This is a genomic window from Ensifer sp. R1-3 (assembly GCF_056739175.1).
Genome location: NZ_CP096517.1, coordinates 639,242 through 660,443 on the forward strand (window position 1 = coordinate 639,242; position 21,202 = coordinate 660,443).

The following is a 21,202-nucleotide window of genomic DNA, read 5'->3' on the forward strand; positions in this document are numbered from 1 at the left end:
TCTCCTACTTCACGGTCCTGAGCTTGGCCCGGTCGATCGTCAAGGCGATGGCGCCGATGAGGACGATGCCGAAGACCATCTGCTGTTGTGTCGCATCGATCTCGAAATAGAGCATCGAGGCGCGAATGACCGCCACGATCAGGGTGCCGATAACCGTGTTGAGGACCCCACCCACGCCGCCCGTCAGCGGAGTTCCGCCAACGAGAACGGCGACGATAGCCGGCAGCAGGAAACCGTTGGCGATCGTCGGCGCTCCGCCCGACAGCTTGACTGCGAACAGGAGGCCGGCAATCGCCGCAAGCGCACCGGAAATCGCAAAGGCCAGTATCTTGTAGCGGGCCACGTTCAAACCCGATGCGGCGGCGGCGAGCTCGCCTGCGCCGACGGCCTTCAGCGCCCGTCCGAGAATGGTCCGGCGCTCGATGAAGAGGCAGACGAGGAGGAGCACTGCCGCGATGAGGAGTTCGTTCGGGACCCCCCATGTCCGGCCGATCATCCAGCCGAAGGTCTCGTTGCGTTGCGCCGCGTCCATGTTCAGCGCGCGCTGGCCGGACAGCCACTGTGCGACCGAAAAAGCGACGCCGCCTACGGCAAGAGTGGAAATGAAGGACGGAACGTAAAGCCTCGTGGTGATGTAGCCCGACAAGGTGCCCAGCAGGAAACCCGCGGCCACGCAGAGAAGGGCCACCCAGGCTCCCATCGATGCAAGGTAGACCGAGGCAATCACGGTCACCATGTTGGCCATGGACTGGGCCGACAGGTCGATGCCTCCGATATAGATGGCGAAGGTCAGGCCGAGCGCCATGATGAAGAGCGGCACGATGTCGCCTGCGAGGCTCATGAGGTTTTGCGGCTTGAGAAAGCCGGGATCGGCCATGCCGACGATGGCGACGAGCACCGTGAGCGTGATCCAGGGCAGGTGCGGTTTGAGGCGTTGTATGTCCATCTTATCCTCAGATCATGTAATGCAGGAGGTCATAGAGGGAGGGCTTCGCGCCAGGCACGCAATCGAACCGTTTCTGGATCCTGCCATCCTTGACGACGACGATCGTATGGGAGAGTCCGATCGCTTCCTCGAGCGTGTCGGCCACCAGGACGATCCCGACGCCCGCATCGCTCATGGCGCGGATCATTTCGTAGACGTCCTCCTTCGCCCCGATGTCGAGACCGCGCGTCGGGTGATCGAGGAGCATGATATCGGCGCCCGCGGAGCGCCATTTGGCGAGAACGACCTTCTGCTGGTTGCCGCCTGAAAGGTTGCCGCAGTCGGCGAGCTCGGAATGGGCCTTGATGGAGAGCTTCCTGATCCACTCCCGCGCAAGCGCGCGCTCCTTTCCGACCTGCAGAACGCTCGCCGTCGAATGCTTCTTCAACTGCGAGAGGGTCATGTTCTCGTAGACATTCATGCCCGCCACGATGCCCTCGATCTTGCGCTCGCGCGGAACATATCCGACGCCGAGGCCGACCGATTGACGCGGCGAATATGTCCTCACCTCCCGTCCCTTGATCTTCAGGCGTCCGCCGGTGGGGCTGAGCATGCCGTAGATTGCGCGCAGGATCGCTTCACGGCCCGAGCCTTCGGTTCCGACGAGGCACAGGACCTCACCGGCGTGAAGCCTGAGCGAGATATCCTTCGTGCGGCCTGGCAGGTCGATGCCGGACATTTCGACGAGGACTCTCGAGGGATCGTAGGGCTTTTGAAGCTGCTCCCGATAATATTGCTTGTCGACGTTCCGCCCGACCATCTTGTGCTGGATCGATTCGGCATCGGCTCCGCCCCCGCCCCGCTCGACGACGTCGACCACCTGTCCGTCCTTCATCACGTAGATCCGATCCGACAGCTCCATGACTTCGTCCATTCGGTGCGAGACGAATATGAAGGAGGCACGGGTCACGAGCTCGCGCACGAGCTTGAACAGAAGCTCGACTTCGTCCTTCGACAGGACCGAGGTGGGCTCGTCGAGGAGGATGACGAGATCGCCGTCGACCCGCTCTTCGAGTGTGAGGACCTTGGCGAGTTCGACCAGCTGACGCTGAGCGAAGGACAGTTTCGATGTGACCGTCGAAGGATCGATGTCCAGCTTGACCTTCGCAAGCTGTGCTTTCGCGGCCTTGGCCATCTCCTTCCAGTTGATGACGCCGAGGCGGACGAACTGCTGCTCGTAGCCGAGAAAAATGTTCTCCATCACCGTGAGGTTCGGGATGAGGGACTGCTCCTGAAACACCATCCCGATCCCCTTTTCCATCGCCTGGCGGGGGTTCGCGAAGCGCACGGCATCGCCGTTGATGAGGATCTGCCCGCCATCGGGCTGGTAGGCGCCATAGATCACCTTCATCAGGGTGGATTTTCCCGCGCCGTTCTCTCCCACCAGCCCGACGATCTCGCCGCGCTTGATATGGAAGTCGATCGCCTTGAGCGCATGAACGCCGGGAAACTTCTTGTCGAGGGACTTCAGCTCGTACATGTCCTCACCCTCACTTCACGAAAGAGACCAGCTTGCGATCGGTCGACAGCACGACGGCAAGGATGACGAGGAGGCCCAGAACTCCGTCCTGAAGGAAATCCGGCAGACCGATGACCACCATGCCGTTGTTGATGACGCCGACGATCAGGACGCCTATCAGCGCATTCCACACGCCGCCGATGCCGCCCCACAGAGCCACTCCGCCGACGACGACGGAGGTGATCGATACGAACATGAAATTGGAACCCGTCACCGACTCCGCTTGACCGATGCGTGCGACGACGAGGACTGCCGCGATCGCGTAAAACACGCCTGCAAGCGCAAAGCCGGCGATCCGCACGCGGCTGACGTCGAGGCCCGAGGCATGCGCCAGCTCTTCTCCGCCGCCGACCGCATAGAAGTTGCGGCCGAGCCTCGTGTGCTCCTGGATGAACCAGGCCACGATCAGGAATACGGCGGCCACGTACACCATGAGCGGGAAGCCAAGCCATCTGACGGTCAAGAGGCCACGGAACGCCGGATCGCTGACCCTCACTATGTCGCCGCCGGTGATCAGAATTGCCGCGCCGGTTCCGACGAAGCCCATCGCGAGGCTCGCCATGAACGAGGGTACCCGCAGTTTGACGTGGACCAGGCCGTTCAGGAAGCCTATGAGCCCGCCTATGATCAGGATCAGCGGAAGGGCGAGCCACGCCGTGCCCAGCAAGGTGCCGCCGAGCTTTATGAAGGCAAAGGAGAAGAGCACGGCCGTAAGCGAGATGACACCTTCCATGGAAAGGTCGATCGAGCCCATGATGATGATGAAAGTCACGCCCACGGCCACCATCAAGGCGGGGGCGGATGCGATGGCGATGCGCGCGAAGTTGCGGGCCGAGAAGAATGTCGGGTTTAAAACCGTAAAGAAGATCACAAGCGCGATGAGCACCAGAAGGGGCGCCCATTTGATCAGGGTCTCGCGCGATATGGGCCGGGTCACGATGGGCACCTTTCGCAGGGTCTCGGATAGGAATATCGGGGACGGTCAGCTGTGCGCCGTCCCCGGAAAGAGGGTCAGGACCGATACTGAATTTGTCCGTTCGAGGGACCCCAGAAGTCGGCCCAATCGTATTTCGGTACCGAATCCAGATATTTGGCCTTGAACTCCTCGGCATCCTTCTTGCTGACCAGGACGGTCGGTCCGTAGAACTCGCGATGTTCTTTCGGCTCTTCCGACGGCTTGAAGCTGCCGGTTGCCGCATGGTAGGCGAGCGCCGACGTGATGCCACCGCCCCAGTGCGGATTGGTGAAGACCGTCGCGAGCAGCTGGCCGTCCATGACCATCTGCACCGCTTCGGGATTGCCGTCATAGGACACGATCGGCATGCCCTCGATGCCTTCGGCGCGCAGCGCCTCGATGACGCCGTAGGCGATGTTGTCGTTGGCGCAATGCACGCCCTTGATCCTGTCGCCGTAGCGGGTCAGGAAGGAGGACATCAAAGCCGCGCCCTTCTGCGTGTCCCAGTCCGCCGGCTGCGCGTCGAGCAGTTCGATGTTGGGAAAGTCCTTCAGCGCATTCTTCAGACCGTTGAGCCGCTCGACCGCAGGGTTGTTGGCGGCAATGCCGCCCAGGTGGACGACACCGCCCTCGCCGCCCATGGCTTCGAACAGGATGCGCGCGGTTTCTTCGGCGGGCTTCTCGTCCGACCAGGTCATGTGCGACACGTAGTTGTCGCCGAAATCCCATGGATGGAGATCATCGGTCTTGTTCCAGATCGTGGAGATGTAGCCGCCCGCAGCCGCCACCGCCTCCACGATCGGCCGCGCATTCGGGCTGTCATTGGCATCGCAGGCCAGGGCGCAATTTCCATTGTTCTTGGCAAGGAAGGCCTTGATGTCGGCCAGAGATTTCTCGGATGATCCTTCGTTGATCAGACTTACGAGCGCGCTCTTCGGCTTGCCGAGCGATTCGACGAATGCTTCGCCGCCGGAGACGACCGAGTTCCAATAGGCCGAAGCGCGGTCGCGATAGCTCCAGGCGATCGCGGGATCCGTCAATGCAGCGCGCGCGCTGCCGCCAAGCGGGTTTGGCAGGACCGCTGCCCCCAGACCTGCGGCCGAGGCAAGCAGAAAGTGGCGACGGCTGATCGTCTCACGCTCGATGAAGTTCTTGATGAATGTCGACATTCGCATTCCTCCCAATGCAGTTGAGTGTCCGGCACCGACGGCTTCATGGAGGAGAATGATCCTTCCCCGCCCGCACCCTTCTTCCGCCGCCACTACCGTTAACGCACTAACTAGTTACTTGTTTAGTGTTGCATGAGTCAAGGGTTTTCATATATTTTCATCAAGCCGACCATCTCGGCAGGCGGCTTTGACGGCTATACCGGCAGGCGTGTATGAGTCGGACAACACAAGCCATGAACGCGTGAAGGTCAGACCTTGAGAACGACGAGTGCACAGAAAGCGAAATCAGCCGGGAAGCCGCGGCTACGCGATGCCGAAGCAACCAAGGCGCGCATCCTCGAGGCCGCGAAGAAAGAATTCGCAAAAAACGGATTGGGGGGCGCCAGGGTGGACGTGATCGCCGAGAAGGCGAACGCCAACAAGCGGATGATTTACCACTACTTCGACGGCAAGGACCACCTCTTCCAGACCGTTCTCGAAGACGCCTATAACGGGATACGGACCGCGGAACAAAAGCTCAACCTCAATGACCTTGAACCCAAGGCTGCCCTCGAGAAGCTCGTACGTTTCACCTGGGAATACTATCTGAAGCACCCGGAGTTCATAACGCTGGTCAACAGCGAGAACCTTCATCGCGCCAAGCACTTGAAGAAGTCCCAGGTGGTCCGTGCAACCAGTCGAAAATTCGTCGGCATGGTCAAGGAACTGCTGGAGCGGGGCGTTTCCGAAGGGGTTTTCCGGCCGGGAATCGACCCGGTCCAACTGAACCTCACCATCGCGGCCATCGGCTATTACTACATCACCAACCGCTTCACCGGTTCGATCGTTTTCGAGCGTGACCTGATGGCGAAAGACGCGCTCGAAGAGCGCGTTCAATTCAACATAGAGACCATCATGCGCATGGTTTGCGCTTAGATCACGACGACTTCAGGTCGGGTCCGTCGAAATCGGTCCAATCAAGGACGATGAACGGTTCCTCGTTACGTCTTGCGGCAATTTCTGCGTAGAGAGAGGCAGGATCGGTCGGAGGAACACGGCGCAGCAGTCCGCCGAGTTCGATTCTTCCCTCTGCCAGCCAGTCGAGCGCCCGGGCAAACCCTCCGAAGACGCTGTGGCGCGCGTTATTGTAACCGCCCAGCAGTTCCTCCCACTCGAATGCACGGGCATGAACCGGCAATTCCCATTCCCAGCCCGACCGCAAGGTCACGAGATTGAAGAAAACCGCGTTCAGAAGCTCATGCGCGGAGATCTCGGTCAGCTTGCGCCATGGAACGCCAACCAGGACGACCTCGCCCAGGCGGCGAACGATGCGGCATGCATCGAGCACGGCCCCTTCATGGCCGGAACAATCGAGAACGAGCGCGACCTGCCCCTGAAGCGACGACTGAAGCGGGACACGCTCGCGGCAATCGGAGATGCCGCAACTGGCGAGCTGCGCCCTTCTCAGAGGATCCGGATCGACGACGGTCACGCGGTAACCGGAAATCTTGAAGAGCTGCGCCGCGAGAAGACCGACCGGGCCGGCTCCAGTGATGACGACGTGATCGCCAGGCCGGGCCTTGGTCGTCATGAGGCTCGTGAGCGACACGCCCATGAGGCGTGAGAGAACGGCGATCTCGGGCCTCAAGCCGGCCGGCAATGGAACCGTGTCCCGCGCCGTATGCGTCTGAGTGCTTCGGTGCATGCCCATCGCGAAACGCAATTCACCGGGCCGAATACCATCCACGCCGTCCGCCACCTCTTCCACCTCGAAGACGGCAGAATAGCCGGGCCGAATCGGAAAAACATCGCCATTCGCCCAGCCGAGTTCGGTTCCGGGGCTGACCAAAGTACAAACCGTCCGCCCACGGATTTCGCCGGAGTTTAGCGGCAAGTCCACATACCGGTCGAGTCGGAACGTCTGCTTTGCAGGGATCGTTATCTCGTGGGGCAAGCGCACTCCTTTCCGTGGCGACGGCCTTCTTGCGATCGGTGATGAAATCACTCTCCGGTTACCGGGGACCACTGTTTCGGCCCACCGGCCCGCTCATAGCCCAGCGCACCGTTCATGCTTACGAGCTCGAGGAACTGCCCCCACGGCGTACGCAGGTAAAGCCAGGTGAGACCCTGCATCGCTCCGGCATCCACGAAAGTCGGCCCCTCCAGCACGTCGACGCCCGCCTGCCGCAGCCGATCCGCGGCCGAGTGGCAGTCATCCACCTCAAACGCCAGGTGAAAGCCGCCGGATTGACTATTGCGCTTCAATGGCTCTTCGCCGTCTTCCTCGCCCGAGTATTGAAAAAGTTCGAGATTGGTGCCGTTGCCAATTCGAAGAACCTTTATGTTCTCGATCCTGCAGCCGGCTGGCACGCCGAGCCTTCTCTGCATGAAGGCGTCGTCGGCTTCGATGCGTCCGGTCTCCAAACACGTCACGGCACCGAAGGCAGCTTCGAAGAATCGAACCGCCTCCTCCAGATGCGGCACGGTGAAGCCGATATGCTGCATGCCGAAAACTCTCATCGATCCCCTCCCCGGTCATCGCTCGGAACAACAGCTACACCGCAGTTAACTATGTAACTGGTTAGTGCGTTATATTCACTGCAGGAGACTTGAGTCAAGCGCTCGGGGACAGCGCACCGGAGTATCCGGCCGGACCCGACCGGACACGGTTTCAAACTTTCCCGGAAATGCTCTACCCTGCGATCGGCGCCGGATCGCTCCGCAACCACTTCGGCTGCGGGACGGCCCTCAGCAGAGCTTGCGTGTATTCGTGCTGAGGCGAGACGAAAAGGGCTTCGGTCTCGCCTTCCTCGACGATCCTGCCGCGCTGCATCACCAGGATTCGGTCGGCGAATTGGCGCACGATGGGCAGATCGTGGGTAATGAAGACGTAGGAGAGGCCGAGGCGCTGGCGCAGATCGGCCAGAAGCTCGATGACCTGCATCTGGATCGACACGTCGAGCGCCGAGACCGCCTCGTCGCAGACGATCAGCTCGGGTTCGCTGGCGAGCGCCCGGGCAATGGCGATGCGCTGCCGCTGCCCGCCCGAAAACTGATGCGGATGCCGTGCAGCATGCTCTGCCTTCAGGCCGACAAGCTCCAGCAGCTCCACGACCCGCTCGTTCCAGCGTTCGCGCGGCAGAATGTCCCTGTGGATCGCCCAAGGCTCGGATATGATCGAACGGACGTTCATGCGCGGGTTCATCGACCCGAACGGATCCTGGAACACCATCTGCACCCTTCGGCGGAAACCATCGAGCGCCTTGCCCTTGAGCTCGAAAATGTCCTCGCCGGCAAAGAGTGCCGCGCCCGATGTCGGCTCGTTCAGTCTCAGCAGCATGCGTGCAATGCTGGATTTACCCGAACCGGACTCGCCGACGATCCCGACGGTTTCCCCACGACGAAGCGTGAAACTGACATCGTCCACGGCCCTGAACTCCCGCTTGGGCGAAAACGGGCCGGACCCCAGCTTGTAATGCTTGCTCAAATGGGCGACCTGCAACAGGACCTCGCCTTGTGCGGCATTCCGAGGCGCTTTCGGCGCGTCGGCATGGGGCACGGCCGACATCAGCCGGCGGGTATAGGCGTGGCTCGGATTGGTAAAGACGTCCTCGGCCTTGCCGCTCTCCACCACCTTGCCGCCGTTCATTACGATGATCCGATCCGCCATGGCCGCGGCGACCTCGAGATCATGGGTGATCATGATCAGAGCCATGCCGGTCTCGCGCTGCAGGTCCCGCAGGAGTTCGAGGATCTGTGCCTGAACGCTGACGTCGAGTGCCGTAGTCGGCTCGTCGGCGATCAGAATATCCGGCTTCAGCGCGATCGCCATGGCGATCATCACGCGCTGCCTCTGTCCGCCCGAGAACTGGTGCGGATAATAGTCGATCCGCTCGTCCGCTTCCGGAATTCCGACCCGTTCGAGCAGCCGAACGACCTTGTCGCGCACCGCACCGCCCTCGCCTTCCCCGTGGCTCTCGAACACCTCGGCGATCTGCCTGCCGACGGTGTAGACCGGGTTGAGATAGGCCAGCGGGTCCTGGAAGATCATGGCGATGCGGCGGCCGTTCAGTTCACGCCGGCCTTCGTCATCGAGGCGGGAAAGGTCGGTGCCGTCGAAAACCAGCGAGCCCGAGACGATGTCGCCCGGCGGACAGTCGATCAGCCCCATGACCGTTCCGGTGCTGACGCTCTTTCCCGATCCACTCTCACCGAGGATGACGAGGGTTTCGCCCGGGCAGACATCGAACGAGACGTCATCGACGGCACGCACGGGATCGCCTTCGGACAGGAAGTCGACCGTGAGTTTGTCGATCCGCAGAATGGGTTTGTCCGGCGCGTTCATCGCGGGGCCTTTCGCAGCGATTGCAGACGCCAGCGCTGCAGCGGATCGGCGACGGTCCGCGCCCAGCTGGCGAGAATGTTTAAGGAAAGCGTCGTCAGCAGGATCGCGAGCCCCGGCCAGAAAGCGATCCACCACGCCGTCTTCAGATAGCCGCGGCCGTTGGCCACCATAGCGCCCCAGGTGAAATCCGGAGGTTGAATGCCGAGCCCGAGGAAGCTGAGGGAGGATTCGGCCAGGATGACGGTAGCGAAATCGATGGCCGCGATCGTCACCAGCGTCGGCAGCACGAGCGGCGCGATGTGACGGAACAAGATGCGTCCCGTACTTGCGCCCATGGAGCGCGCGGCACTCACGAACATGCGCTCGCGCAGTTCGAGAACCTCGGCCCGCGCCGTGCGGATGAAGATGGGCATGCGGGTAATCGCCAGCACGATCACCAGGTTCGTCATGCTGGGACCGAGCGTATAGAGCACGATCAATGCGAGCAGCAGCGAGGGAAAGCTCATCACCACATCGGCAAGCCGCAGGATGACGTGACTATACCAGCGCTCCGAATACCCGGCGGCAAGTCCGAGGATGCCGCCTAAAGCCATGGAGCAGAAGACGGCGGCGGCCGCGATGCCGAGCGTGTTCTGCGCCCCGACGATCAGCCGCGCCAGGATCGGCCGCCCGAGCGTGTCGGCTCCCAGAATGTAGATGAACCCGTGCTCCAGGGCGAAGGGCGGCAGGTTGCGCTGCCTGAGCCCGAGCTTGCCGGCAAGTTCGCCGACGAAGAGCGGCCCGACAAGCACGCAGACGATGAGCACGAGCAGAAATACGGCTGCGCAGAGCGCCAGCTTGTCCCGGGTGAGATAGATTGCAAGCTGCCGCAGGGCTCCGGGCGATCTTACAGATGGCAATGCCAGGTCGGTCATTGTCGCCTCCCCTCAGTAGCGGATGCGAGGATCGAGCACTGCGTAGAGCAGGTCGATCGCGATGTTGACGATGAAAATGGCGATTGCCGTGACGAGGATCGTCGATTGCACCACGGCAAAATCGCGCTGGATGATCGAATCGATCATCAGTTTGCCGATGCCCGGCCAGCCGAAGATCGTCTCGACGACGACAGCACCGTTGATCAGCCCGGTCGCCAGGTCACCGGCGACGGTGATCACCGGCAGCAGCGAGTTCCTGAGCGCGTGACCGAAGATGATCTTGCGACGCTTCATGCCCTTGGCGTGGGCGGTCTTGATAAAGGGCGAGGCGAGCGCGGAGATCATCGTGCCACGCACCACCTGGACCAGCAGCCCGAAAGGGCGCAGCATCAGCACCACGATCGGCATGATCCAGTGCAGGGCAGTGCCCGTACCCGACGTCGGCAACATGCCGAGCCCGACCGCGAAGACGAGAATGCCGACGATCGCGATCCAGAAATCGGGGGTGCTCGCTCCCGCCAGCGAAACGAGGCCGGCGATGCGGTCGAAAAGGCTACCGGGACGGGCAGCGGCCAGCGCGCCGACGACGATGGCCAGCACGGTCGCGAGCGACATCGCGACCAAGGCGAGCTTCAGCGTGGCGGGAAAGGCCTCGAGAGCCACCTCGATCGCCGACCGGTTCTGTCGCAGGGACTGGCCGAAATCCAGGGACATGAGGTTTTGCAGGTACTGGAAGAACTGCACGTAAATCGGCTGGTCCAGGCCGTTCAAGCGTGCAAAGGCCTGGCGCGCCTCGAGACTTGAATCGAGCGGCAGGTAGAGCGCCGACGGATCACCGGTCAAACGCGTGAGGAAGAAGACGAGCGTCAGCAGGCCGATCACCGAAATTACGCTGTGATATGCCCGCCGGCCGATATAGCCGAGCATCATGCGGAGCCTCTGGATTCCCTTGCAGTTCAATGCGAGCGCGCGAACCTGTCGCGCGCTCGCCCGGATGGCACTCAGTCCTTGAGAGCGATATTGGCGAGCGGGATCTCGCTGTTGGTCGTGATGTCCGGCTTCCACTCCAGGCGGCTGCCGACCCGGGTGTAGCCGATCATGTGGAACATCGGGATGTCGACCGCGAGATCGTCATGCACCTTCGCGAAGATCGCCTTGAACTTTGCCGTACGGTCCTCACCGGTGGCAGCCATGGCATCGGCGACCTCCTTGTCGAGTGCCGCGTCGCTGAAGGTCGAATAGCTTCCGGCCGAGGTGTAGAAGATCGGAATGGTGAAGGCGGCATCACCCTTGTTGTTGTCATGCATCATCTGCAGCAGGTTCGGCCCGCGGCTCTCCGGGAAGGGCTTCTGCAGGTAGCGCAGCCAATCATTCACGTCGAGCATCGTCAGCTTCACGTTCAGGCCGACATCCTGCCACATGGCCATCATGGCTTCCATGGCTTCCGTACCGTTGGGGTAGATGCCGTTGCGGCCGATCAGCTCGATTTCGGTATCGACCGGAACGCCCGCGGCCTTGGCCTCGGCGATGAGCGCACGCGCCTTTTCGGCATCGAACGTCCAGGGCGCCAGCTTGTCGTCGTGGCCGTTGATGCCGGTGACGACCATCTGCGAAGCCCGCTGCACGTCCTCGCCGAAGAGCTGCGCGAGGCCATCCCAGTCGATCGCCAGATTCAGCGCCTTGCGGATTCGGACGTCGTCGAGCGGAGCAAAACCGGCATCGATGCGGATCGCGGTAGTTTCGGAGTTCAGATAGGCGAAGTCCGTTTCCGGATTGGTCGCATCCTGGATCGCGATCGACGGCGTCAGGTCGGCCTCGCCGGTTTCCACCATGGCGGCGCGGATCGAGGATTCCGGGCGCCAGACATAGCTGGCCTTGGCGATGGCCGGCTTCTCGCCCCAGTAGCCGTCGAAGGCTTCCAGCACGACTGTCTGCGGCGTGAAGCTCGAAAGCTTGAACGGCCCGGTACCGACCGGGTCGTTGACGGCCTTGTCCGCCGGCGTGTTCGGCGAGACGATCATGACCACGCTGAGCAGCGTCGGCAGGATCGGCTGCGGCTTGTCCGACTTGATCTCGACCGTCAGCTCATCGAGCGGCGTGACCGTCAGCTTGGCATCGCCGAACTTGGCAATGTTGCTGCAGGTCAGCTTGCCGCCGGTCATCCGCTCGATGGAGAATTTGACCGCCTCTGCGTCGAAGGCGGCTCCGTCCTGGAACTTGACGCCTTCGCGCAGCTTGAGCTGCCAGGTGTTCGGATCGGTCTGCTTCCACTCGGTCGCAAGACCGGGTGTCGGCTGGCCGCTTTTCGGATCGATGATGGTCAGCGGCTCGACCACGTTGCGGCTCAATATCTGGCCGACATTGGTGATGATGGTACCGCAGGGCTCGAGATTGGCCGGCTGCTCCGGCAGGACGATCTTGATTTCCGAGGCACTTTGCGCAGCGGCGTAGCCGGCCCAGCCGGCGACCACCATTGCTCCCGCGATGACGCGAACAGATTTGTTTCCCATTGCACTCCTCCCCAGTTGGAACGACGACGTTAGAGACGGGCGCCATCCTCCTGGCGCCCGCCCGATGTTTCTTTTCAGCGGCGCGATGCCTCTATCAGTCCCTGCAATATCTCCCGCTCCTCGCCGGTCAGATCCACCAGGGGCGGGCGAACCGGGCCGGGCGCAAAACCGGCAAGCTCGACGCCCGCCTTGATGATCGAGACCGGATAGCCGGCCTTGCGGTCGCGCAGGGCTGCGAAGGGGAAGAAGAACGTATGAAGGATGCCTTCCATCACCGCCCTGTCGCCGGCTCGCATGGCCCGGTAGAAGCGCTGCGCCAGTTCCGGCACGAAATTGAACACTGCCGACGAATAGGTCGTGACACCGACGCCGTTGAAACCTTCCGCGAAGAGCTCATGGGTCGGCATGCCGCCGATATAGCAGAGCCGGTCGCCGAGCTTGGCCGTCACGTGACGCACGAGGTCCACCTTGCCGGTCCCGTCCTTGAAGCCGATCAGGTTGGGGCAGGCCTCGGCAAGGCGCGCGACCGTGTCGGCATTGGCGACCGAATTGGCGCGGTTATAGAGAATGACGCCGAGGCCCGTCGAATCGCAGACGGCCTTCACATGAGCATAGATGCCTTCCTGCGGTGCTTCCGTCAGGTAGTGCGGCAGCAGGAGAATGCCGTCGGCACCCGCCTCCTCGACGATTTTCGCCGTCTCGACGGCAAGGGACGTGCCATAGCCGCAACCCGCAATGATCGGCACCTCGCCCGATACATCCTTGGCCGCGCGGGTAACCTGGCCCACTTCATTCGGCGAGAGCGAAAAGAACTCGCCGGTGCCGCCGGCAGCGAACAGTGCCGCGGCCTCGAAGCCGGAAAGCCACTCGACATGACGCCGATAGCTCTCCAGATTGAGCTTGTAGTCCGACGTGAAGTGAGTGACCGGAAAGGACAAGAGCCCCGAACCGACACGCGACTTGATTTCTTCAGGCGACAATGAATTCCCTCCGGCTGCGAGCTTAAGACGGAAAATTCATATGATGACTTTTGAGATGAGTCAATCAACCGCATCGGTTTTTTCGCTCGGTCGCCAGGTCGTCAGCGAGCGATACCGCTTGATCCCGGTGACGAGATGGCGACGCATGGCCTCCCGAGCCCGGTCCGGATCCCGCGCGAGGATCGCCTCGGCGATCTCGCGGTGCTCGAGGAGAATGGGCTCGTCGCGGTTCGGCAGCGGATCCACGCCGCCCATGACCGTGCGAAACTTCACGCGCGGGATCATGCGGCGCCCGACATGCTCCAGAAACGTGCGGAAGCGGGTGTTGTTAGTGGCCGTCGCTATAGCCATGTGAAACTGGAAATCCGCCTCGTCCGTGGGCTTCCCTTCGGCGACAAGTTGGGCAAAGCGCTCGACCTGAGCCTGGATTTCGGCCTCCTGCGCCGGGGAACTGCGTGCCGCCGCCAGACCTGCCGCTTCGACCTCGATACCGATGCGCAGTTCCAGCTCCTCGATGATGTCGGAAATCTTGTCGGTCTCGCCGGTGAAAAGCTTGAGGCCCGGGTCGCTCTGCCGCGGCCCTATCACGAAGACGCCCGACCCCTGCCGCGACTCCACCAGGCCATCGGCCCTGAGCGCCGCAATCGCCTCCCTCACCACCGTCCGACTGAAGCCGAACTTGTCGATCAAGGCCGGCTCGGTCGGCAACTTGTCGCCCGGTGCATAGTATCCCGCCTCGATCTGCGCCTTTATAGCGTCTGCCACCTGCGAGGACAGCGATGGGCGACCGCCCCCTTTTTTCGTACTCGGCATGAATATTCCCATACCCCACATCCAAAATCATCATATGACTACGACCGATAGTTGTCGCAGACATCTTATGGGATTATCGGACGGCGGTACAGCAGATTTCGAACCGGCTACTCGCGGACGAGATGTCGCAAGCCAGAGACGAAGTCGGATAAGGGACCACTGCAAGCATGTTCCGGAACATTTCGCCTCGCCCAATGTTCGAGAGAGTTGGCACGCACCTGAGGAGCCAAGACTGACGCCGGGCGGGCTTCAAGGAGGAAGCCATGATCCGTCCAATGCCCTCAATTTTCCTTCCGCGCCGTCGCCTTTTAGGCATCGATGATTCCGATGCAGGTTCTGACGCCGGCCCGGTGACCGGCGGCAAGCAAGTTTCCTTCGATACCCCTGCGATCGGCGAGTTCATGCAGGAGGTAGCCGAAAACGAACTTGCCCACGTCAGGTTCTATCGCAAGACGCTCGCAGATCAGGCTGTGCCGAGGCCGGCCATTGATTTCGACGCCGGCTTTGCCGCGGTTGCGAAATCGGCAGGGCTCGGCGAGGACTTCGATCCGTTCGGTAATGAGACGAACTTCGTGCTCGGCGGCATGCTATTCGAAGATGTTGGCGTTACCGCCTATGCCGGAGCAGCCACCGTCCTCAAGAACAAGGACTTTCTCGCCGCCGCCGCGGGCATTCTGGCAGTCGAGGCCTACCACATGGGAATGGCGCGATCGACCCTTTATCGAAAGGGCGAAGAAGCCTGGAAGGCCGCGCAGGCGGTATCGGACGCCCGGGACAAAATCGATGGGCCGGAAGACAAGGATCAGGGCCTTCAGGTGGATGGCAAGGCCAACATCGTCCCCTCGACGCCGGATGCGATTGCGTTCACCCGGACCCCGCAAGAGGTCCTACGCATTGTGTATATCTCCGACAAGGAAGGTGCCAGCAAGGGCGGCTTTTACCCCAATGGAATGAACGGCAAGATAAAAAGTACCTGAATCGGGAGCAAGTCACTGTGTGCCGATGCGTCCCCGGGCGAGCACGCGTGGTTCCCATTTGATCGCGTTCTTCCTAAATTTGTTTGGTTCCCGCCTCAACATGATGCCGCCGTGGGCATGAGGAGAGGCATCCTGGGATACGCAAGAGATCTCACATCGTTGCGGAGATCTCAGGCGAGCGATACCCGGCGCGTCTCGGCGTCGATCAGAAAGGCCGCAACGGCAGCCACGAGCAGAAGGCCGGCAAAGATGCCGATGGCGAGACCGAAACTCTGCGCCACCACGAGCCCCATCAGCGACGGGGCGAGCAAGCCGCCCAGCCGGGCCATAGCGCCGGCCGCGCCCATGCCTGTCGCCCGCGATGCGGTCGGATAGAGTTCCGGCGTATAGGCATAAAGCGCACCCCAGGTGCCGAGCAGGGCGAAGCTCATGATCAGGAGCGAGACGCCGATCAGCATGGCCGTTCCCGCCGCCACGAAGAGCAGGCAGCCGAGCGCCGACAGCAAACAGAAGCCTATCAGGGTCGGCCGTCGGCCCCATTTCTCGACACCGTAGGCAGCGAGCGCATAGCCGGGGATCTGGGCCAATGCCAGGACGACGAGGAAGCCGTAGCCGCGAACGAAGCCGAAGCCTTCGCCTGCGAGCCTCGGAGGCATCCAGGTGAAGACGCCGTAATAGGATATGGAAACCAGAAACCAGATGGCCAGGATCATCAGACTGCGCTTGCGCATATCCGCGGAAAAAATACCCGCACTCGCCGTCGGCGGCGGCGGAACCAGCGATGCGCCGGCGCCAAGTCGCATTTTGCCGTTGACGACGAGGATCTCATCGACGATGGCCTTCGCCTCGGACGTCTTTCCCAGGCGGAGCAGATAAAGCGGCGATTCCGGCACCAGGAAACGCAGGCCCACGCCGATCAGTGCCGGGATTGCCGTCACTGCGAAGATGTATCGCCAGGCATCCGCGACGCCGGCGAGGCTCGCAGCCCAGGCGGCGAGCGCCACGATGAGCGTGCCGACAGCCCAGAAACCTTCCAGCATGACCAGCCAGCGGCCGCGGTTCCGGGCCGGCAGGAACTCCGCCATCATCGCATAGTCGACCGGCAGTGTGCCGCCGACAGCTGCGCCCGTGAGAAACCGCAGCAGAAGCAAAACGGTAAAGTCCTGCGCAAAGACGGACAGCAGACCGAAGACGGCATCGCAGGCGACGGTGGCGATCAGAACGCGCCGGCGGCCGATCCGGTCCGCGAGCCTGCCGAAACCCGCGGCGCCGAACAGCATTCCGAGAAAGAAAAGCGTGCCCGTCTGAAGTGCCTGCGGAACTGTCAGGCCGAAAGTGGCGGCGATCGATGCGGCGGTGAAGCCGACCGCCAGCACCTGCATGGCATCGGCAGCCCAAACCAGACCGAATATGGCCATCAGTCTGCGCTGGTAAGTTCCCGTGCCGGCGCGATCGAGCGCATCGTCTACTGTGATTGTCGTCATTCGCCCTTTCTCCAGTTGGCGAGCCGCTGCAATCAGCACCTCGGCCTTGCTGCGCCGGTCGGGGCATGCTGGTGGCCGCAGCGTGCCGCAGCCGCACCGTCAACCGGCAAATCCGTCCTTGCGCAGTTTGGAAACGACCTTGCTCTCCAGCAAGTGCCTCAAGACAAGTCAACATCGCGGCGCCTGATCTCGACGCGGGGGAGCACGAAATCGATTGCCGACTGGCCGGGCATGGCGAGAGAGTCGACAAGGCTGCGTTGCTTGCCGGTCAAGCGCCCGAATTCGTCATGGGTCGCCAGGGCATCGGAAGGCTTGCCGCGGTCGGTGATGCCTACCAGACCGTTTTTCGTGATGTTCACGGCTCAGCTCCATATGGGTAATTACCTACGTACACCATTGGCAGAAGCGATCGCAAGCCGACCGGACGCCGGTGAACCCGGATCAATGTGAAACCCCCGCCACCCCGACACGGGCGGCCCGTCATCCCGTCAGCCCGATATCTCCACCGCGACTGCAGTCGCCTCGCCGCCGCCGATGCACACGGACGCGATGCCGCGTCTAAGGCCACGGCGGCGCAGCGCATTGACGAGCGTGACGATCACCCGGGCGCCCGAGGCGCCGATTGGATGGCCCAACGCGCAGGCGCCGCCGTGGACGTTCACCTTCTCCGCATCAAGGCCGAGCTCGCGCATTGCCGCCATCGGCACGACGGCAAAGGCCTCGTTGATTTCGAAGAGATCGACCTCACCAATGTCCCAGCCGATGCGCCGGCAGAGTGCCTTGATCGCTCCGATCGGCGCCGTCGGAAAGAGACTGGGGGCGTCCGCATGGGTGGCATGACCGCAGATCACCGCCAGAGGCCCGATGCCCTGTTTATCCGCCGCCGACCGGCGCATCAGCACCAGCGCCGCTGCCCCGTCGGAAATCGAAGAGGCGTTCGCGGCCGTGATCGTGCCGCCGTCGCGAAAAGCCGGTTTCAACAGAGGAATTTTGTCGAGCCGCGCCTTCTGCGGCTGCTCGTCCAGGTTGACGGTCCGTTCCCCCTTGCCCGAGGCGATGCTCAAGGGGACGATCTCCTCCGCAAAGCTGCCGTCGGCGCTTGCCTTCTGCGCCTTCTCCAGGGACGCAATGGCATACTCATCCTGGGCGCTGCGGGTGAATTGATAGGCTTCCGCGCAATCCTCGGCAAAGCTGCCCATCAGGCGCCCCTTGTCATAGGCATCCTCCAGCCCATCGAGGAACATGTGGTCCAGAACCTTCTGGTGTCCGATGCGATAGCCCTGCCGCGCGCGGTCGAGCAGATAGGGGGCATTGGTCATGCTTTCCATGCCGCCCGCAACCACGATCGAGGCCGATTCCGCCTTGATCAGGTCATGCGCCAGCATCGCCGCCTTCATGCCCGAACCACACATCTTGTTCACGGTGGTCGCGCCGACGCCGGGCGGAAGACCCGCACCGAGCGCCGCCTGACGGGCTGGCGCCTGTCCCTGTCCCGCGGTCAGGACACAACCGAACATCACCTCATCGACCGCATCCGGCGCAAGTCCGGCGCGCTTCAGAGCATCGACAATCGCGGCCGCGCCGAGGTCGGCGGCGGAAAGGTCCTTCAACTCACCTTGGAAACTGCCAAGCGGGGTTCGTGCCTGCCCGACGATGACCACAGGATCCTGCTTGTTCATTCGAACCTCCCTGCATGGCCATGCTTACCGGGGCGCCATGCGCAAAGCCCCGTCGAGGCGGATGACCTCGCCATTGAGCATCGTATTCTCGCAAATATGCTTCACGAGGGCGGCATACTCCTCCGCCCGACCAAGGCGCGGGGGAAAGGGCACGCTTGCCGCGAGCGCATCCTGAACATCCTGAGGCATGCCGGCCATCATCGGCGTATCGAAGATGCCGGGCGCAATGGTGACGACGCGAATTCCGAAACGCGCGAGCTCGCGCGCGGCCGGAAGCGTCAGGGCGGCGACGCCGCCCTTCGACGCAGCGTAGGCGGCCTGGCCGATTTGCCCGTCGAAAGCGGCGATAGAGGCGGTATTGACGATCACCCCCCGCTCGCCGTCGGCGTCCGGCTCTCCCTGCGACATGACCTCGGCGGCAAGCCGTATCATGTTGAATGTCCCGATCAGGTTGACGGCGACCGTGCGGGCGAAACTGTCCAGTGCGTGCGGGCCGCTCCTGCCGAGAATCTTCTCGCCGGGCGCAGTGCCGGCACAATTCACCAATCCGTGGACGTGCCCGAATTCCTGTTTCGCAAATGCCAGAGCGGCGGTGGCGTCGGCCTCATTCGTCACGTCGGCATTTCGGAAGCGCACCGCCGCGCCGAGCTCGGCGGCAGGCTCTTCCCCCGCTGGCGGCTTCAGGTCCAGCCCGAGCACTGTCGCGCCCTCCTGAGCCAGCATGCGCGTCACAGCCGCGCCGAGCCCGGAACTGGCCCCCGTAACGATAAAGACGCGGCTCTTGAGTTGCATGGGCTCCAGCTCCAACTGTTTCCAATCGGATGATGCAGAGGAAAAATATGGTATGCAATGACCGAATGGCTCAGCTTATGTGATCGCTTTTGCAATGTTCAATGAGAAGGGACCGTCGCACATGGAACGCCGGATGATCGCCCCATGTTTCATGGACGACACGCTCGAATGCCTCCGGCGCCATGGAGTGGATGCCGGACCCCTCCTTGCACAAGCCGGCCTGCCATCCATCGTCACCGGGCCAGTTTCGGCCAATCAATACGGCGCCTTTTGGCATGCGGTGGCGCAGGCGATGGATGACGAGTTTTTCGGCGAGGGCGCACGGCCGATGCGCGCCGGCAGCTTCGCATTGCTCTGCCACGCCATTCTTTCCACCGCGACGCTCGAACATGCACTGCGGCGAGCACTGCGCTTCCTAAGGGTGGTCCTCGAGAATCCGCACGGCGAGCTGGTCGTCGAAAACGGTCTGGCACAGATTGTTCTGAAGGACGCCGGGGCGACACGCTCCGCCTTCGCCTACCGTACCTTCTGGATCATCCTGCATGGCGTCAATTGCTGGCTGATCGGGCGCCGGCTTCCGATCCGCTGGGTCGACTTCCGCTGCAGTGCGCCACCCGCCGGAACCGATTATCGGCTCTTCTTCGGCGCGCCCGTCCACTTCGATCAGCGCCGGACGCGGCTTGTCTTCGATGCCGAGTACCTGAAACTGCCGCCCATCCGTGACGAGCGGGCGCTGAAGCACTTCCTCCGGCATGCGCCTGCAAATATTCTCGTGCGCTATCGCCACGACGCGGGATTGTCCGCGGCAATACGCCAGCGGCTCCATGCTACGGCTCCATCCGCTTGGCCGGGTTTCGAGGCGATTGCTGCGCGCATGCGGATTGCAGCGCCGACCCTTCGGCGGAGATTGAGGCAGGAGGGCCAGACCTATCGATCGATCAAGGAGGACCTGCGCCGGGCGCTTGCGATGGAAGCCCTGGCTGACGGCCGGACGAATGTGGCCCAGCTTGCCGTCGAGCTCGGCTTTTCCGAGCCGAGCGCCTTTCACCGCGCATTCCGGAAATGGACCGGAAAGTCCCCGGCGCAATTCCGGCGTAATGCTACGCAGACGGATTTCGCGGAAAGCAGTTCACCACGGAAACGCACTCAACCCCAGGAGAGCTGATCCTTAGGAAGCCGACCACTTGGATCATACACGTCGAGGCGATGCGGCAGATCCGGTCCCCACGTCCAAAGGACGAGATTCCGGTCTCCCGCTTCGGTCCCCGGTGCGAAACTCGGAACCAGAATGCCGGCGGTCCCGCGCGGATGGAGGCGGTTGTAAATGGCCCAGGAAGCCGGACGCCTCCCCTCGGCAAACGCGCCCGCCCAGCTGCAGGCCATCTCCTCCAGCGATACCCCGTGTTCCGCTCTCCCCCTCTCCGCCGTGAGATCAGCGATGTCAGCGCAATCGATGTCGTAGGAGCAAAGAACGCAAGGATCGATACGATGAGCGAAGCCCTGATTGGCCTCCTTGACCGCTGTCATGATGCTGAGTGCAAGGTAAAGCGTCTTCACACCCTTCGGATTGAAGCGCGCGCCCTTTATTGCCGCGCCATCGCCGGATGCAGGTTTGAAAGCCCAGCGAGGGTCATGCGCGCGATAGCAGGTTCCCGTGAACCTCAAGCAAAGCCCCCGAGGGCCATGTGATCGAGATAATCGCGCACGGCCGCCGCCTTGCCGTCCTTCACCAGAGCTTCGGCCGTTCGCCCGCCGAATGCCGGGAGGGGCTGGGCGCGATACCACGCCATTGCCTGCTCCTTGCCGCCCGCCCAGTCGGTGACCCGGCTGATGATCTCGAGCATTTCGCGGAGACGGTTCTGCGTCTTCGTCCCCCGGCTGCGCTCCGGCCGGTAGAGCGTTTCACGCGCAAGCCCGGCCGTTTCGGCAAGTTGCGTTTTCGACATGCCGAAGCCGACCGCGACCTGCTGAACTGCGATCTTTCCGCCCTTGTCCATGTAGGAAAGTATCAGCGGTCCGCCATCGCTTTGGATCTTTTGAGCCTGAGCCATATTGCGTCATATCCAAGAACATATTTCCTGTGCAAAATATATGTCAGTCC

The 21,202-nt window shown here is 62.3% G+C and carries 21 protein-coding genes; 3 read left to right on the plus strand and 18 right to left on the minus strand.

Annotation, left to right across the window (positions count from 1 at the left end):
• Nucleotides 1–4: 4 nt before the first annotated feature.
• The 4 genes from M1D43_RS28055 to M1D43_RS28070 form a co-directional block, all read right to left on the minus strand.
• Nucleotides 5–946, minus strand: a complete 942-nt coding sequence (locus M1D43_RS28055; RefSeq protein ID WP_010967749.1) for an ABC transporter permease — start codon at nucleotides 944–946, stop codon at nucleotides 5–7.
• Nucleotides 947–953: 7 nt separating this feature from the next.
• Complete coding sequence (locus M1D43_RS28060; RefSeq protein WP_010967750.1) at nucleotides 954–2,465, minus strand: sugar ABC transporter ATP-binding protein; 1,512 nt, start codon at nucleotides 2,463–2,465, stop codon at nucleotides 954–956.
• Nucleotides 2,466–2,475: 10 nt separating this feature from the next.
• A complete protein-coding gene (locus tag M1D43_RS28065) occupies nucleotides 2,476–3,441 on the minus strand; it encodes an ABC transporter permease (protein WP_003527033.1) in 966 nt (321 codons plus the stop codon).
• 74 nt (nucleotides 3,442–3,515) lie between these two features.
• On the minus strand, nucleotides 3,516–4,628 hold the full coding sequence (locus M1D43_RS28070) for a sugar ABC transporter substrate-binding protein (protein ID WP_014528694.1): 1,113 nt from the start codon (nucleotides 4,626–4,628) through the stop codon (nucleotides 3,516–3,518).
• A gap of 255 nt (nucleotides 4,629–4,883) precedes the next feature.
• Between M1D43_RS28070 and M1D43_RS28075 the strand changes: the two genes are divergently transcribed.
• On the plus strand, nucleotides 4,884–5,543 hold the full coding sequence (locus tag M1D43_RS28075; RefSeq protein WP_010967752.1) for a TetR/AcrR family transcriptional regulator: 660 nt from the start codon (nucleotides 4,884–4,886) through the stop codon (nucleotides 5,541–5,543).
• Nucleotide 5,544: 1 nt separating this feature from the next.
• Here M1D43_RS28075 and M1D43_RS28080 read toward each other — a convergent pair whose 3' ends face one another.
• The 8 genes from M1D43_RS28080 to M1D43_RS28115 form a co-directional block, all read right to left on the minus strand.
• On the minus strand, nucleotides 5,545–6,561 hold the full coding sequence (locus M1D43_RS28080; protein ID WP_010967753.1) for a zinc-binding dehydrogenase: 1,017 nt from the start codon (nucleotides 6,559–6,561) through the stop codon (nucleotides 5,545–5,547).
• Between the two features lie 47 nt (nucleotides 6,562–6,608).
• Complete coding sequence (locus M1D43_RS28085; RefSeq protein ID WP_498814538.1) at nucleotides 6,609–7,127, minus strand: VOC family protein; 519 nt, start codon at nucleotides 7,125–7,127, stop codon at nucleotides 6,609–6,611.
• Between the two features lie 172 nt (nucleotides 7,128–7,299).
• The gene (locus M1D43_RS28090) at nucleotides 7,300–8,952 is read right to left on the minus strand and encodes an ABC transporter ATP-binding protein (RefSeq protein ID WP_010967755.1); all 1,653 of its coding nucleotides are present in this window, start codon (nucleotides 8,950–8,952) and stop codon (nucleotides 7,300–7,302) included.
• Complete coding sequence (locus tag M1D43_RS28095) at nucleotides 8,949–9,866, minus strand: ABC transporter permease (RefSeq protein WP_003527027.1); 918 nt, start codon at nucleotides 9,864–9,866, stop codon at nucleotides 8,949–8,951. Before M1D43_RS28095 ends, M1D43_RS28090 begins: the two co-directional genes overlap by 4 nt.
• A 12-nt stretch (nucleotides 9,867–9,878) precedes the next feature.
• Nucleotides 9,879–10,793: an ABC transporter permease gene (locus M1D43_RS28100; protein ID WP_026029732.1), complete on the minus strand. Its 915-nt coding sequence runs from the start codon at nucleotides 10,791–10,793 to the stop codon at nucleotides 9,879–9,881.
• A gap of 74 nt (nucleotides 10,794–10,867) precedes the next feature.
• Nucleotides 10,868–12,376, minus strand: a complete 1,509-nt coding sequence (locus M1D43_RS28105) for an ABC transporter substrate-binding protein (protein ID WP_010967757.1) — start codon at nucleotides 12,374–12,376, stop codon at nucleotides 10,868–10,870.
• A gap of 74 nt (nucleotides 12,377–12,450) precedes the next feature.
• Nucleotides 12,451–13,356, minus strand: coding sequence for a 5-dehydro-4-deoxyglucarate dehydratase (gene kdgD / locus M1D43_RS28110; RefSeq protein ID WP_003527022.1), 906 nt, complete (start codon nucleotides 13,354–13,356; stop codon nucleotides 12,451–12,453).
• A 60-nt stretch (nucleotides 13,357–13,416) separates the two neighbouring features.
• Nucleotides 13,417–14,181: a FadR/GntR family transcriptional regulator gene (locus tag M1D43_RS28115; protein WP_010967758.1), complete on the minus strand. Its 765-nt coding sequence runs from the start codon at nucleotides 14,179–14,181 to the stop codon at nucleotides 13,417–13,419.
• Nucleotides 14,182–14,432: 251 nt separating this feature from the next.
• Between M1D43_RS28115 and M1D43_RS28120 the strand changes: the two genes are divergently transcribed.
• Complete coding sequence (locus M1D43_RS28120) at nucleotides 14,433–15,146, plus strand: ferritin-like domain-containing protein (RefSeq protein ID WP_498814540.1); 714 nt, start codon at nucleotides 14,433–14,435, stop codon at nucleotides 15,144–15,146.
• A 170-nt stretch (nucleotides 15,147–15,316) separates the two neighbouring features.
• On the opposite strand, the gene M1D43_RS28125 is transcribed toward M1D43_RS28120, so the two are convergent.
• From M1D43_RS28125 to M1D43_RS28140, 4 genes are all read right to left on the minus strand, one after another.
• Nucleotides 15,317–16,630 (minus strand): MFS transporter, encoded by a 1,314-nt coding sequence (locus tag M1D43_RS28125; protein WP_498814541.1) that lies wholly within the window; start codon nucleotides 16,628–16,630, stop codon nucleotides 15,317–15,319.
• Nucleotides 16,631–16,788: 158 nt separating this feature from the next.
• Nucleotides 16,789–16,989: a hypothetical protein gene (locus M1D43_RS28130; protein ID WP_013845516.1), complete on the minus strand. Its 201-nt coding sequence runs from the start codon at nucleotides 16,987–16,989 to the stop codon at nucleotides 16,789–16,791.
• A 129-nt stretch (nucleotides 16,990–17,118) separates the two neighbouring features.
• Entirely contained in the window at nucleotides 17,119–18,309 is a 1,191-nt protein-coding gene (locus M1D43_RS28135) for an acetyl-CoA C-acyltransferase (RefSeq protein ID WP_010967761.1), read from the minus strand.
• Nucleotides 18,310–18,333: 24 nt separating this feature from the next.
• Nucleotides 18,334–19,101 (minus strand): 3-hydroxyacyl-CoA dehydrogenase, encoded by a 768-nt coding sequence (locus tag M1D43_RS28140; RefSeq protein WP_010967762.1) that lies wholly within the window; start codon nucleotides 19,099–19,101, stop codon nucleotides 18,334–18,336.
• A gap of 121 nt (nucleotides 19,102–19,222) precedes the next feature.
• Here M1D43_RS28140 and M1D43_RS28145 point away from each other — a divergent pair, with 121 nt between their 5' ends.
• A complete protein-coding gene (locus M1D43_RS28145) occupies nucleotides 19,223–20,266 on the plus strand; it encodes an AraC family transcriptional regulator (RefSeq protein WP_010967763.1) in 1,044 nt (347 codons plus the stop codon).
• Here the strand turns inward: M1D43_RS28145 and M1D43_RS28150 are convergent.
• Both M1D43_RS28150 and M1D43_RS28155 read right to left on the minus strand, forming a co-directional pair.
• Nucleotides 20,248–20,766: an RES family NAD+ phosphorylase gene (locus M1D43_RS28150; RefSeq protein ID WP_010967764.1), complete on the minus strand. Its 519-nt coding sequence runs from the start codon at nucleotides 20,764–20,766 to the stop codon at nucleotides 20,248–20,250. The genes M1D43_RS28145 and M1D43_RS28150 overlap by 19 nt on opposite strands.
• On the minus strand, nucleotides 20,763–21,152 hold the full coding sequence (locus tag M1D43_RS28155; RefSeq protein WP_010967765.1) for an MbcA/ParS/Xre antitoxin family protein: 390 nt from the start codon (nucleotides 21,150–21,152) through the stop codon (nucleotides 20,763–20,765). The genes M1D43_RS28150 and M1D43_RS28155 overlap by 4 nt, the downstream gene beginning before the upstream one ends.
• Between the last annotated feature and the right edge of the window lie 50 nt (nucleotides 21,153–21,202).